General features: G+C 67.6%; 12 protein-coding genes. 4 read left to right on the top strand and 8 right to left on the bottom strand.

Annotation, left to right across the window (positions count from 1 at the left end; translation table 11 throughout):
• Positions 1 to 44: 44 nt before the first annotated feature.
• From RBB84_RS01595 to RBB84_RS01570, 6 genes are all read right to left on the bottom strand, one after another.
• Complete coding sequence (locus RBB84_RS01595; RefSeq protein WP_231911957.1) at positions 45 to 1,955, bottom strand: SEC-C metal-binding domain-containing protein; 1,911 nt, start codon at positions 1,953 to 1,955, stop codon at positions 45 to 47.
• Positions 1,956 to 2,096: 141 nt separating this feature from the next.
• Positions 2,097 to 3,248 (bottom strand): cystathionine gamma-synthase, encoded by a 1,152-nt coding sequence (locus RBB84_RS01590; protein ID WP_019288736.1) that lies wholly within the window; start codon positions 3,246 to 3,248, stop codon positions 2,097 to 2,099.
• A 13-nt stretch (positions 3,249 to 3,261) separates the two neighbouring features.
• Positions 3,262 to 4,647, bottom strand: a complete 1,386-nt coding sequence (locus RBB84_RS01585; RefSeq protein ID WP_006553874.1) for a cystathionine beta-synthase — start codon at positions 4,645 to 4,647, stop codon at positions 3,262 to 3,264.
• A gap of 119 nt (positions 4,648 to 4,766) precedes the next feature.
• Positions 4,767 to 5,609: a Bax inhibitor-1/YccA family protein gene (locus tag RBB84_RS01580; protein WP_006553873.1), complete on the bottom strand. Its 843-nt coding sequence runs from the start codon at positions 5,607 to 5,609 to the stop codon at positions 4,767 to 4,769.
• A gap of 96 nt (positions 5,610 to 5,705) precedes the next feature.
• Positions 5,706 to 6,848, bottom strand: a complete 1,143-nt coding sequence (locus tag RBB84_RS01575) for a methyltransferase (protein ID WP_064255768.1) — start codon at positions 6,846 to 6,848, stop codon at positions 5,706 to 5,708.
• Positions 6,849 to 6,855: 7 nt separating this feature from the next.
• The gene (locus RBB84_RS01570; RefSeq protein WP_024103262.1) at positions 6,856 to 7,212 is read right to left on the bottom strand and encodes a hypothetical protein; all 357 of its coding nucleotides are present in this window, start codon (positions 7,210 to 7,212) and stop codon (positions 6,856 to 6,858) included.
• Positions 7,213 to 7,371: 159 nt separating this feature from the next.
• On the opposite strand from RBB84_RS01570, the gene RBB84_RS01565 reads away from it, so the two are divergent.
• Both RBB84_RS01565 and RBB84_RS01560 read left to right on the top strand, forming a co-directional pair.
• Positions 7,372 to 10,872: a serine/threonine-protein kinase gene (locus RBB84_RS01565; protein WP_064255805.1), complete on the top strand. Its 3,501-nt coding sequence runs from the start codon at positions 7,372 to 7,374 to the stop codon at positions 10,870 to 10,872.
• Positions 10,873 to 10,929: 57 nt separating this feature from the next.
• Positions 10,930 to 11,949, top strand: coding sequence for a magnesium transporter CorA family protein (locus RBB84_RS01560; protein WP_037216292.1), 1,020 nt, complete (start codon positions 10,930 to 10,932; stop codon positions 11,947 to 11,949).
• Between the two features lie 29 nt (positions 11,950 to 11,978).
• On the opposite strand, the gene RBB84_RS01555 is transcribed toward RBB84_RS01560, so the two are convergent.
• On the bottom strand, positions 11,979 to 12,155 hold the full coding sequence (locus RBB84_RS01555; RefSeq protein WP_024103259.1) for a hypothetical protein: 177 nt from the start codon (positions 12,153 to 12,155) through the stop codon (positions 11,979 to 11,981).
• A 119-nt stretch (positions 12,156 to 12,274) separates the two neighbouring features.
• On the opposite strand from RBB84_RS01555, the gene RBB84_RS01550 reads away from it, so the two are divergent.
• Positions 12,275 to 12,472, top strand: coding sequence for a CsbD family protein (locus RBB84_RS01550; RefSeq protein WP_019288742.1), 198 nt, complete (start codon positions 12,275 to 12,277; stop codon positions 12,470 to 12,472).
• Between the two features lie 138 nt (positions 12,473 to 12,610).
• Here the strand turns inward: RBB84_RS01550 and RBB84_RS01545 are convergent, their stop codons facing one another.
• A complete protein-coding gene (locus tag RBB84_RS01545; RefSeq protein WP_006553868.1) occupies positions 12,611 to 12,808 on the bottom strand; it encodes a hypothetical protein in 198 nt (65 codons plus the stop codon).
• Positions 12,809 to 13,028: 220 nt separating this feature from the next.
• On the opposite strand from RBB84_RS01545, the gene RBB84_RS01540 reads away from it, so the two are divergent.
• Entirely contained in the window at positions 13,029 to 13,175 is a 147-nt protein-coding gene (locus RBB84_RS01540) for a hypothetical protein (RefSeq protein ID WP_019288743.1), read from the top strand.
• Positions 13,176 to 13,178: the final 3 nt, after the last annotated feature.

Raw genomic sequence — 13,178 nt, 5'->3', positions numbered from 1 at the left:
TAGTACTGGGACCAGTGGGACCGGTGCTTCCTGAGGGTCCGGAGTTACGGTTCCGGATAGAAGTCTGCGGCGTCCGGCTGGGTCAGGACGTCCATGATGTCCACCGGATCGACCGCGTCCTCGTCCAGCAGCGTGACGAGCGTGTCCCGCTGATCCTTCGTCACCGGTTCGCAGCCGCCGGGCATCACCCACCGGTCCTCCCCCACCGGCATCACACGGGCGCACAGCAACGTCCCGGCGGGCACCTCACCCGCGAGCCAGGGCGCGGACACCTCCACCACCCGATCGCTACGGACGTCGCGCAGCGTGAGCGACTCCTCCGGCGCACTCGCCTCGACCTCGAAGACCGAACGCTCGACCGCCAGCCACGAGCGGGCGAGCTCGGCCTCGTCCTCGGGCAGCAACTCACCGCGACGCTCGACGAAATCCGCGAAGGCGCCGGCATCGAAGAGCAGGACGTCCTCGACGAGAGGATCGGCGACGGCCTCGGCCACCGCGTCGTCGTCCCCGTAGCCGGAACGCGCCTCCGCCAGCGCGACCCGCTGTTCGGCCCATCCGGGTTCGAGGGCGTGCATGGCCGCCTTCATGTACAGCCAGTCGGAGCGTTCCTCGAGCGAGTGCTCGGCGCGCCCGAGATGGCACGCCTTGTACTTGCGGCCCGACCCGCACCAGCAGCGGTCGTTGCGGCCGAGTCCCGGGACCTCCTTCGGCCGGTACCGTTCGAGCACTTCGTGGAGGGGATGTTCGTCGCCGCCCGGCACCCGGGCGAGCAGAGACAGCCCCCGTATCGCGTCCCCGCGATCGGAAGCGAAGCGCGCGAGGTCGAACAACGGGAGGTCGAAGGCGGAGTCGAGGTCGGCCGAGCGCTCGTAGTGCCGTTCGGCTTCCGTGAGGCGTCCGGTCGATTCGGCCGCGCGACCGGCGATCCAGTGCGCTGCCCCCGCCGCACGTCGCGGCGCATGGTCGAGCAGCCACAGCGCGGCCTGTTCGATCGCCTCGGGCGCGAGCTTCTCCCCCACCAGTTCGTCGTAGACGGTCTCGGCGATCTCGGGATCGGACAGCACCGAGTACAGACCGGATTTTCCCACGGCGAAACGCTCGTCGAGTTCGGCGTCGTCGCCGCGTTCGAGGGCTTCGACCAGCGACGCGAACAGGGCCACGCCGGGCACGGCGTCGACGGGGATCCCGAGCTGTTCGGCATAGATCTCGAACATTGCCCGGTCGGAGTATCCGTCGAAGTCGAAACCGTTCGGTGCCACCAGGTCTCCGCTGCGGACCAGACCGGCTCCGGCGAGCAAGTCCCCGAGCGGCAGGGACGGCGCGGAGAACGCGTCCGGTACATCGGCGAGCACGTCGAGGAAGGCGCCCCCGAGGCTCGCCACCTGCTGGCGGGCGATGGTCTGTTCGAGCGCGTGCACGAATTCGGCCTCACTACTTCGGACTTCGTCGTCGACCGGAGCGAACGACAAGCGACCGTCCCGCACGGTGAGTGCGAGCAGGTCTCCCGCCTCGTGACCCGACAGGGCTCCTTCGGGAAAGACGATCGTCTCCTTGCGGACGATCTCATCCGAATCCGGATCGTTTTGCGTGGCAGCAGCTTCGAATCCACCGGGCTGCACGAGATCGAACTCGTCGTCCTCGGAGACGAGCAGCAGGAGCGGTTCGATGTCGTCGACCGGGATCGCGTGCCGGTCGAGTTCGTCCGCGGTGAGGCGGTGTGTGAGCATCCTGCCCTCGAACAGCGCATCCGTCGCCGCGACACGGTCGTCGGACAACCACATCAACAGCGGATGCGGTTCCGACTGTTCGAGATCGATCATCACTTGCTCGGCCGAGCCGAATCCGTGCTCCTCGAGATGATCGGCCACCTCGTCGATCGTCATGGGTCCATGGCGCCGTACCGTGTCGAGCACGGTGTCCCACAGGGCGGATTCGGGATGTTCGCTGTCCGTCACCACGTGATCGTACGGCGCCCGGCAGTGCTTCCGGGGGCTATGCGGTTCCTTCCGCACGTCGCCGTCGATGTTTTCCCGATCGACACGAGAAGAAGGCGTCCTTCGGGACGCCTTCTTCTCCTGTCTTCTACGACCGGTGTGTCAGCCGAGCGCCTGTTCGACGTCGGCGAGCAGGTCGGCGGCATCCTCGATACCCACCGACAGCCGGACGAGATCCTCGGGGACCTCGAGCAGCGACCCGGCGGTGGAGGCGTGGGTCATCGCACCCGGATGCTCGATGAGCGACTCCACACCACCGAGCGACTCGGCGAGGGTGAAGATCTCGGTGCGCTTGCAGAAGTCCAGCGCGGCCTGGCGGCCACCGGCGAGGCGCACGGAAATCATGCCACCGAAGCGACGCATCTGCTTGGCCGCGTACTCGTGGCCCGGATGCGATTCGAGACCCGGGTACAGCACCTTGGTCACGGCGGAATGTCCCGACAGGAAGTCGACGAGCTTCTCGGCGTTGTCGGAGTGCTTCTCCATCCGCACCGCGAGCGTCTTGATGCCGCGCAGCGTGAGGAAGGCGTCGAACGGGCCCGGCACGGCGCCCGCACCGTTCTGCAGGAACGCGAAGGCGGCGTCGAGCTCTTCGTCGTTCGTCACCAGCGCGCCACCGACGACGTCGGAGTGACCACCGATGTACTTGGTGGTCGAATGCAGCACGACGTCGGCACCGAAGGTGAGCGGCTGCTGCAGGTACGGCGACGCGAAGGTGTTGTCGACGACGAGCTTGGCACCACCCTCGTGCGCGATGTCGGCGAGCGCCGAGATGTCGCCGATGTTGAGCAGCGGGTTGGTGGGCGTCTCCACCCACACGAGCTTGGTGTTCGGGCGCACGGCCGCGCGCACCTCGTCGGCGTCGTTGATCGCGGCCGGGGTGTACTCGATCCCCCACTGCGTGAACACCTTGTCGATGAGACGGAAGGTGCCGCCGTACGCGTCGTTGGGGATGACGAGGTGGTCGCCCGGACGCAGCACCGAACGGAGCAGGCAGTCGGTAGCGGCCATGCCCGAGCCGAACGCCCGGCCGTAGGTGCCGTTCTCGAGCGCGGCGAGGTTCGCCTCGAGGGGACGACGGGTGGGGTTGCCGGTGCGGGCGTACTCGAAGCCGTTGCGCATCTCGCCGACGCCGTCCTGGGCGAAGGTCGACGACGCGTAGATCGGCACGTTGACGGCACCGGTCTGGGGGTCGGGCTCGTACCCGGCGTGGATGGCGCGGGTCGCGAAACCGTGCTGGTTCTGGTCTGTCATGAAGATCTGTGTCCTATCGGCCTTGAGAGATGAATCCGAGCAGGTCGTGGCGGGTGATGACACCGACGGGCTTGCCGTCGTCGATCACCATGAGCGCGTCGGTGTCGCCGAACGCCTTCGTGGCGGAGTCGATCGACTCGCCCACGCCGATGTTCGGCAGCGGCGGGCTCATGTGCTTCTCGACCGGATCGGCGAGATTCGCGCGACCTTCGAAGACGGCGCTGAGCAGTTCGCGCTCGCTGACCGAACCAGCCACCTCACCTGCGGTGACGGGCGGTTCGGCACCCACGACCGGCATCTGCGAGACGCCGTACTCCCGAAGGATCTCGATGGCGTCGCGCACCGTCTCGGACGGGTGGGTGTGCACGAGGTCGGGCAGGTCGCCGCTCTTGCCGCGCAGCACGTCGCCGACGGTGGAGTCGTCGGGCTTGCCGTCGAGCGGCGCGCGGAGGAAGCCGTAGCTGGCCATCCACTTGTCGTTGAAGATCTTCGACATGTAGCCGCGACCACCGTCGGGCAGCAGCACGACAACGACCGCGTCGGGACCCTCGCGCTCGGCAACCTGCAGTGCGGCGACGACGGCCATGCCGCAGGAGCCACCGACGAGCAGGCCTTCCTCGCGGGCGAGGCGACGGGTCATCTCGAACGAGTCGGCGTCGGAGACGGCGATGATCTCGTCGGGGATCGACGGGTCGTAGGCCGAGGGCCAGAAGTCCTCACCGACACCTTCGACGAGGTACGGCCGGCCGGTGCCGCCCGAGTACACCGAGCCCTCGGGGTCGACGCCGACGACCTTCACCGCACCGTTGGAGACCTCCTTGAGGTACCGGCCGGTACCCGAGATGGTGCCGCCGGTGCCGACGCCAGCGACGAAGTGCGTGATCTTGCCGTCGGTGTCGTTCCAGATCTCCGGGCCGGTGGTCTCGTAGTGGCTCGCCGGGCCCCCCGGATTGGAGTACTGGTTGGGCTTCCAGCCACCGGGGAGCTCACGGGCGAGACGGTCGGAGACGCTGTAGTAGCTGTCGGGGTGCTCCGGCGGGACCGCGGTCGGGCACACGACCACCTCGGCACCGTAGGCCCGCAGCACGTTGCGCTTGTCCTCGCCGACCTTGTCGGGGCACACGAACACGCACTTGTAGCCGCGCTGCTGCGCGACCAGGGCCAGGCCGATGCCGGTGTTGCCGGAGGTGGGCTCGACGATCGTCCCGCCCGGCTTCAGTTCGCCCGACGCTTCGGCCGCATCGATCATCTTCACCGCGATACGGTCCTTGGAGCTGCCGCCGGGATTGAGGTATTCGATCTTCGCCGCTACGAGCCCCGATCCGGGTTTCACCACCGTGTTGAGCTTGACGAGGGGGGTGTTTCCGATGAGGTCGATGACGGAATCCGCAATGCGCATGACTCCATGTTCCCACGTCGTGGCTTTCCGACAGGGTGAAGGTGTACACCCCTGGGAAAACACCCCCTGGGAAACGACGAAGACCCCGGACCGTGGTCCGGGGTCTTCATGGCGTACTGCTAGTCGTTCTGGAAGTAGCTGAGCAGTCGCAGGATCTCTACGTACAGCCACACCAGGGTGACGGTCAGGCCGAGGGCGACGCCCCAGGCGGCCTTCTCGGGGGCCTGTGCGCGGATCAGCTGATCGGCGGAGTCGAAGTCCAGCAGGAAGCTGAACGCCGCGATGCCGATGCACACGAGGCTGAAGATGATGGCGATCGGGCCGCCGTCGCGCAGGCCCAGGCCACCGTCGATGAAGAAGCCGGCGACGAGGTTGCCCAGCGCCAGGACCAGGACACCGACGAGGGCGCCGACGATCATGCGGGTCAGGCGCGGCGTGACGCGGATGGCGCCGGTGCGGTACACGACGAGCATGCCGAAGAACACGCCGAAGGTACCGAGGACGGCCTGCGCGATCAGAGTCGCGCCGCCGGCGCCACCGAACGTGATGTCGGTGAACATGAACGACAGCGCGCCGAGGAAGAAGCCTTCCGCCACCGCGTAGGCGAGGACGATCGCCGGGTTGTCCATCTTGCGGCCGAACGTCGCGACCAGCACCAGGACGAGGCCGATCAGACCGCCGCCGATGACGAACGGAGCTGCCAGGCCGACGTTGGAGTTGACCAGGACGTAGGAGATGAGTGCCGAGACGGCGAGCACGCCGAGCGTGATGCCGGTCTTGGTGACGACGTCGTCGATCGTCATGGTCCGCTGGTCGGTGGGACGTGCCCACGGATCCGTCTGGGGCTGACCGAATTGCTGGGTGGCCTGCGCGGCGCCCGCCGTCGCAGAGCCGAACGTGGCGTATCCGCCGCCCTCTTGCTTGGGCAGGTTGCGGAACACCGGGTTACTGGTGGTGCGCACCGTGCACTTCCCTTCTCGTGGTCGCTTCTGTCCGTTCAACGAGGCAGTAACCTCACGAGTTCCCGTTTCGTCGAGAAAGCTCGGACTAATCGGACTCTACCGGCTCCGTACCGACCTGGTCACCGTGAACTTGCGGTTGCGGCCCTCGACGCGGGTCGACCCGACGATGCCCGACAGCGCGGGGCGGTAGTCGAGGTGGCGGTTGTAGACCGTCCACATCTGTCCTCCCGGGCGGAGGATCCGGGCTGCGGCGTCGAACATCTTGTGGGCCGCGCCGGTGTGCACGGCGGCGCCGATGTGGAAGGGCGGATTACACACCACGAGGTCGACCGACCCGGCGGCGATCGAACTCGCGGCGTCGTCGCGGAGCGTGTCGATCCGGTCGGCGAGCCCGTTCGCGGCGGCCGTCTCCGCGGCGGAGGCGACGGCGGCGGCGGAGTGATCGGTCGCGATCACGCGAACGTCGGGCAGTTGCCGGGCGAGCATCGCGGCGAGGATGCCGGTGCCGCAGCCGAGGTCCACCGCGATCTGCTCGTCCGTGTCGTTACGGGGGAAGTCGAGACGGGGGAAGAAGTCGAGGAGGAAACGGGTACCGATGTCGAGGCGCGGGCCGGCGAAGGCGGCCCCGTGCGCGACGACGGTGAGGCCGAGTTCGTCGAGCCTCTCACGGACGGGATACGAGGCCGGTCCGGGCGTTGCTCGGCGCGCGGTGAGCACACGCGACTTCTGCCGTCCCCGCGACGCGCGGACCTCTGCGAAGGACGCAGCGAGGACGTCGTTCATCGCAAGGCTGATGTGCTTGTCGCGGCCACCGGCGAATACGACGACCTCGGGGTCGGCGTGGCGGGCCACGGTCTCGGCGATCTCGGTGAGCGCCGACAGCGAACGGGGAAGACGCAGCAGTACCACTCGGGCACCGGCGAGCAGGTCCGCGTCGAGTCCGCAGGAACGGTAGCGGTCGGTGAGATCCTCACGCTCGGCGTTCGCAGCCAGGGCGCGTTCGGCCACCACCGAGTCCTGATGCACCCGGATCCGCTCCGCGCCGAACCGGACGGCCGCACCCAGGGTCAGGGCGCCGTACTGGTCGTCGACGACCACGATCGTGCCCGGCGCTGCGGATTCCAGTGCGGGCGCGGCTTCGTCGAGGAGCAGGCGATCGGCCCCGTCGACGGCGAACAGGTTGGGCGCTTCCACATCCGGGAAGCGCCTCAACCTGTCGTACAACTCGTCGATCACCACTCGACCGTCAGCACTCGCCCTTTCCGGCGTTCTCGATGGCACGCAGGGTGTCGGCCTGCTCCTCTTCGCTGAGATCCTGCCAGGCCGGGAGCTGCTGCTGGGCGTCGGCGACGGCCTGGGCCGCTGCCGCGCGGTCCTGGCCCCACTCCTCGAGCTCGTCGAGGTAGGGCAGCAGAGCCTCGCAGTTCTCCTCGTAGCTCTTACCGAGTTCGACGCTGGTGCCCGAGGTGCCGGCCTCCGCCGAAGCCGAGGTGCTCGTCGTGGTGGTGGTCTCCTCGGCCGAGTCGGATCCGTCCGAGGATCCACACGCCGCCGCAAGCAGGACCACACCTGCACCGAACAGCGCCGCGAGAGTCTTCTTCATCTATGTCCCACTTCTGGTCGCAGTGTCGTTTCGTCCGTTCCCGGTGAGGCACCGTGGTCCGGCCGGACCACGTTAGAACAGGGGCGACGCACGATCTGCGGCGGGCGTGCACATTTCGAGACTATCCTGGGGAAACGGCTTCCCGAGGTGATTGCGCCGATGACCGAGAACGATCCGGCCGCCACTCAGCGCGCGCCGATTGTCGACGTCGCAGAGACGGACATCGTGCGCGCGCTGCACGATGCCGGTTTCACCGACGCCGTGGAGATCGGCCGCGGCGGCTTCGGTGTGGTCTACCGCTGCCGGCAGGCCGAACTCGACCGCGACGTCGCGGTGAAAGTGCTGCGCCGCTCCCCCGAACCCGCCGATCTCGAACGCTTCCTACGCGAGCAACGCGCGATGGGGCGGCTCTCCGGCCACCCCAACATCGTCACCGTGCTGCAGGCCGGCGCGACGGACACGGGCCTGCCCTATCTGGTGATGCACTATCACCCGCACGACTCTCTCGACACCCGCATCCGGCGGCACGGACCGATCGCCTGGCCGGAGGCGGTCCGGATCGGGGTGAAGGTCGCCGGTGCACTCGAGACGGCGCATCGTTCCGACGTCCTGCACCGCGACATCAAGCCCGGCAACATCCTGCTCACCGAGTACGGCGAACCGCAGCTGACGGATTTCGGTATCGCCCGCGTCGGCGGCGGCTTCCGCACCACTGCCGGTGAGATCACCGGTTCCCCCGCGTTCACGGCACCGGAGGTGCTGCGCGGTCATGCCCCGACTCCGGCCGCCGACGTCTACGGCCTCTCCGCGACCCTGTTCGCGGCGATCACCGGTCACGCCGCCTTCGAGCGGAAGGAGGGCGAGAAGATCGTCGCGCAGTTCGTGCGCATCACCTCCGAGCCCGTCCCCGACCTGCGCGGCGAGGGCATCCCCGACGATGTGTGCGAGGCCCTCGAGCGCGGCATGGCGACCGATGCCGAGGACCGGCCGCAGACGGCCGCCGAGTTCGGCGATCTGCTCCGCGACGTCCAGCGCGCCCACAACCTGCCCATCGACGAGATGGCGCTGCCCGGGTCACCGCCGTCCGGCCCGCTCCCGCCGCGTTCGGCGCCACCGCTCACCGGACCGGCCTCGACGGTCTCCGGCCGGTCGTCCACGGTCTCGGGACGCACCGGTCCGTCCACCGCACCGTCGACCAGGTTCCGGCCGCCCTCGACCTCACGTCCCCTGATCGAACGCAGCCGTCTGATCTCGTTCCTGCGGGCAGGCGGACGACGCCGTCTCGTCGCCATCCACGCCCCCACCGGCTTCGGTAAGTCCACCCTCGCGACGCAGTGGCGCAACGTACTCGCCGCCGAGGGAGTGCTGGTCGCGTGGTTGACGGTGGACAGCGACGACAACAACGTCCTGTGGTTCCTCGCGCACCTCGTCGAGGCCATGAAGCAGATCCGGCCGGTCCTCGCGCGCGAACTGGGCCAGATCCTCGACGCGCACGGCGACGAGGCCGAACGGTACGTACTGTGCACGCTCATCGACGAGTTGCACCGCACCGACACCGCGGCGACGCTGGTGATCGACGACTGGCACCGCGTCACGTCGACGGAGACCGTCGCTGCCCTCGAGTTCCTGCTCGACCGCGGATGCCATCACCTGCAGCTCGTGGTGACGAGCCGCAACCGATCCGGACTTCCGCTCAGCCGCATGCGTGTTCGCGACGAGCTGGTCGAGATCGATTCGACGGCATTGCGGTTCGGGGTGGACGAATCGAACGCCTTCTTGCGCGACATCGGCGGGATAGACCTCGGCCCCGAGGACGTGGAGGATCTCACCCACACCACGGAGGGCTGGGCCGCAGCCCTGCAGCTTGCGTCGTTGTCGTTGCGCGACAGCGACGATCCGTCGTGGCTCATCGAGAACATCACCGGTCGGCACCACGCGATCGGTGAGTTCCTCGCCGACAACGTGCTGGCCGGTCTCGAACCCCGGATGTACGAATTCCTCCTCGCGACGAGCATCACCGAATCGATCAGCGGCAGCCTCGCCGCGGCGCTCACGGGCGATCCGCGCAGCCAGGCGATGCTCGAGGAGGCGGAGGAACGCGACCTGTTCCTGCGGCACGTCGACGACGAACGCGTGTGGTTCCGCTATCACCACCTGTTCCTCGACTTCCTGCGTCGACGTCTCGAACGCGACCATCCCGAGAAGGTCGCGGACCTGAATCGCACCGCCGCCGACTGGTTCGCCCGCAACCGCATGCTGCAGGAGGCCGTCGACCACGCCCTCGCCGCCAACGACACCGACTTCGCCGTCGACCTGCTCGCCGACGACGGCATGTACCTGATGGAGCACGGGCACATCGCCACGCTGCTCGCCCTGATCGACAAACTGCCGCCGCGGGCCGTCGCAAACGATCCGCGCCTGCTGCTCACGCAGGCCTGGGCGAACAGTGCGCTGCTGCGGTTGGACCGATGCCGCAGAACCCTCGCGGCAGTACGGGAACTGCTCGACCGTGGGGTGACGGACAGCTACGACGTCGAAGCACTCCACATCGAGGCGGATGCCGTCGAGGCGTCGATCCTGATGAACTCCGACCGCATCGACGGCATCTACGAACTCATCGCGCCGTGCCTGGAGAATCCGACCTCCGTGCACCCGTGGGTGGTGGCGGCCGCAGCCGACTTCGCCTCGTACGCCGACATCTTCCGCTTCGACTTCACCTCAGCGATCCGGCGGCAGGAATGGGCGGAGCCCTACCACCGCGAGACCCGCGGACCGTTCGCGTCGATCTACGGTCAGTGCCTGTGCGGCATCGCCGCGAACGAACGACTCGATGTCGCCTCGGCCGAGAAGTACTTCCGCACAGCGCTGCGCCGAGCGCGACGAAACGGCGGAATCCACACCCACGGAGGGCGTCTCGCCGCTGCCATGCTCGGAGAGCTGCTCTACGAACAGGGACGGACCGCCGAGGCCGAAGCACTGCTCGACGAGAGCAACCTGCTCGGAATAGAAGGCGGTGGAACGGATTTCCTCATCGCTCGCTTCGGTATCGCTGCGCGCCTGAAGATGTTGCAGGGCAACCGGGAGGAAGCCGTCGCCCTGCTCGCCGAAGGACTGCGGGTCGCGGCGCTGCACGACCTGCCGCGCCTGCGGGCACGCATCGAGAACGAACGGGTCCGGCTCGGAATCGCCACTCCAGGCCACTCGACGCGCACGATGCCGGAGAACACCACACCCCACCCCGACGGAACCGTCGAGATCACCCTCCAGATCGAGGACTCCACCGCGATCCGGCTGCTCAGCGAGAACGGGGAGCCCGAGGCGGCGGAACAGGCCGTCGAATGGGCGCGGATGTGGGTACAGCGCACCACCTCGCGTCCCCGCGCCCACCTGCAGGCCCACCGTCTGCTCGCCTCCTGCCTGCACGCGGCCGGACGCATCGAGGAGGCCGAGGAGACCCTGGCCGTCGTGGTCGACGCGTGCGCGGCGCGCGGAATGGTGCGCTATCTGACCGACGGCGGGCCACACGTGATCGCCACGCTCACCTCGATGCGGGTACGGATCGAACAGGGTCTGCGGCCTGACGATCGGCCACGGATCGACCTCGGGTTCGTCGACGAGGTGCTGCGATTGGTGGACACCGAGCATCGTCCTGTCGTGTGAGCCCGGTCGTGACGGGAACGTGGTGTGAAGCCCGCCGATTTCGGGGACACTGCCGAGGTGACGGACCGATACGACAACTCCATCCGGACCCGGCGGTGGGCCCACGGGAAACTCGTCGACGAAGGTTTCCCGCTCTCAGCCGTCTCGGAGCATCTCGCCGATCCCGAGGCCCTCGTCTGGGTGGATCTGTGGAATCCCGAGCACACGGCTCTGCTCGAACTCGCCGAGGAATGGAACCTCGACCCGCACGCCGTCGAGGATTCGCTCGCACACGGCGAGCGCACGAAGGCCACCCGCTACGCCACCCATACCTTCCTCACGGTCTACGCGACACACCTGTTTCCGGATTCCGAGGACGAGAATCAGGCGCACGAGTCCCGGCTCCGCACCACCCGGATCTCCGCCTTCGTCCTGCCCCGCGGCGTCGTCACCGTTCGCCGCGGCACTCCGTTCGACATCGACGAGGCGGTGCGCAGGTGGGACGAGAACACCGACCTGCTGCAGTACGGACCGGGTGCGCTGATCCACGGCCTGCTCGACACGGTCGTCGACGGGCAGTTCGAGACCATCCAGGAACTCGACGACGCCGCCGAGGACCTCGAGGACTGCCTCTTCGAGGACGGCGCCTCCACCCGGCAGATCCAGCGACGCGTCTACCGGCTCCGCAAGGAACTCGTGCAGCTCCGGCGGGTCGTGCTGCCGATGCGCGAGGTCGTCAATGCCGTCCTGCGGACCCGCGCCGAGAGCAACCACCACCCCGAACTCGACAGTTCCTACAACGACCTCTACGACCACGTGATGCGTGCTGCGGAGTGGACCGATTCACTGCGCGAGATGGTGAACACCGTCTTCGAGACGAACCTGTCGCTGCAGGACGCGCGCCTGAACATCGTCATGAAGAAACTGACGGGATGGGCCGCGATCATCGCCGTCCCCACGGCCGTCACCGGTTGGTACGGCATGAACGTGCCCTATCCCGGGGTAGGCGAGGCCTGGGGACTGATGAGTGGGGTCGGGATCATGGTCGTGTCGGCGATCGTGCTCTACGTGCTCTTCAAGCGCCGCGACTGGTTGTGAACCCCGCGTTGCTCGGTGAACGACTCTGTTCAGAGGAAAACTACGAGCAGCACGACGATCACGACGACCACCGCGACGGCTGCGATCACCGCACTCGCCGAACGCCGGCGCTGCACCGGCCCGTCGCGGACGAGTTCGGGATCGGCGTCGGGCGCGTCCCCGATCGGGTCGTTGTTCTCGGGACCGGAGTTGGTGGGATGCGACATCGGTCTCCTCCTGGCTGCCTGTGTCGAAGTCTGACACGGACGAGCCGGTCGTGTTCGGTTTCAGGCTGTTCGGGTGGGGTACTCCGTCAGAGCAACGTTCGATGACACAGGAGGACCCCATGGCCGACTTCGTCGACAAGGCAAAGCACAAGGCAGAAGAAGCGGGCGGCAAGATCAAGGAGAACACCGGTCAGGCGACCGGCGATCGTGATCTCGAAGCCGAGGGTCGCGGTGACCAGGCCTCCAGCGGTCTGAAGCAGGCAGGCGACAAGGTCTCGGATGCCGTCGAGAACGTCAAGGACGCTTTCAAGAAGTAGCCCTTGAACTGCGCGGTGCCGGTAGTTACGACTACCGGCACCGCGCTGTCGAGGTGCTCGGCACCGCACTGTCGAGGTGCTCGGCACCGCGCTGTGTCGGTGCGTGCAGCACCCCGCTCTCACGGGGTGCTGCCGGGACTACTTCGAGGAGGTGCCTTCGGTGTCGTCGAAGAAGTGCCAGGTACCGTCCTGCTCGTTCTGCGCCTCCATACGCCAGCCGAGTTCGCTGTTGTCGGCGCGCTGGTCGACGAACCAGGCGTGCGCGTCGTCCGCGCTCTCGATTTCCTTGGTATCCACGACGTTCCCGGTCGGGTCGATCACTCTGTAGGTAGCCATGCCGAGTGTCTTCCCACGCGACTCGCCGGTCAAACGTCGCGCGAACCTTCTGGTGTAGGGTGGAGACATCGTTCGGCTCGCACATGATGAGCAACCTCGCACCACAGTGCCCGAAGGTTCCGAACCGGACGTGAGAGTTCCCCGCCGCGTGTACCGCGGCCCCTCTTCTTCGCACTGCCCCACGGCCGGGGTCTACCCGGCCGCACCCGAAAGGACGGCCATGAGCCAGAACAAAGAATTCGACGGACCCCTCTTCCTCGCGCCCACCACTCCGGAGACCGACGCCGAGACCGAACCCGTCACCGCTGTTGCCGAGGTGAGCGGCCCCCACGACTACACCTCGATCTTCTCCGCGCGCGGCGCCTGATCC

This window comes from Rhodococcus sp. D-6 (genome assembly GCF_040256695.1).
Classification (GTDB): domain Bacteria; phylum Actinomycetota; class Actinomycetes; order Mycobacteriales; family Mycobacteriaceae; genus Rhodococcus; species Rhodococcus pyridinivorans.
Note: the sequence above shows the minus strand (reverse complement) of the source record. Positions and strands in the feature narration are given on the sequence as shown.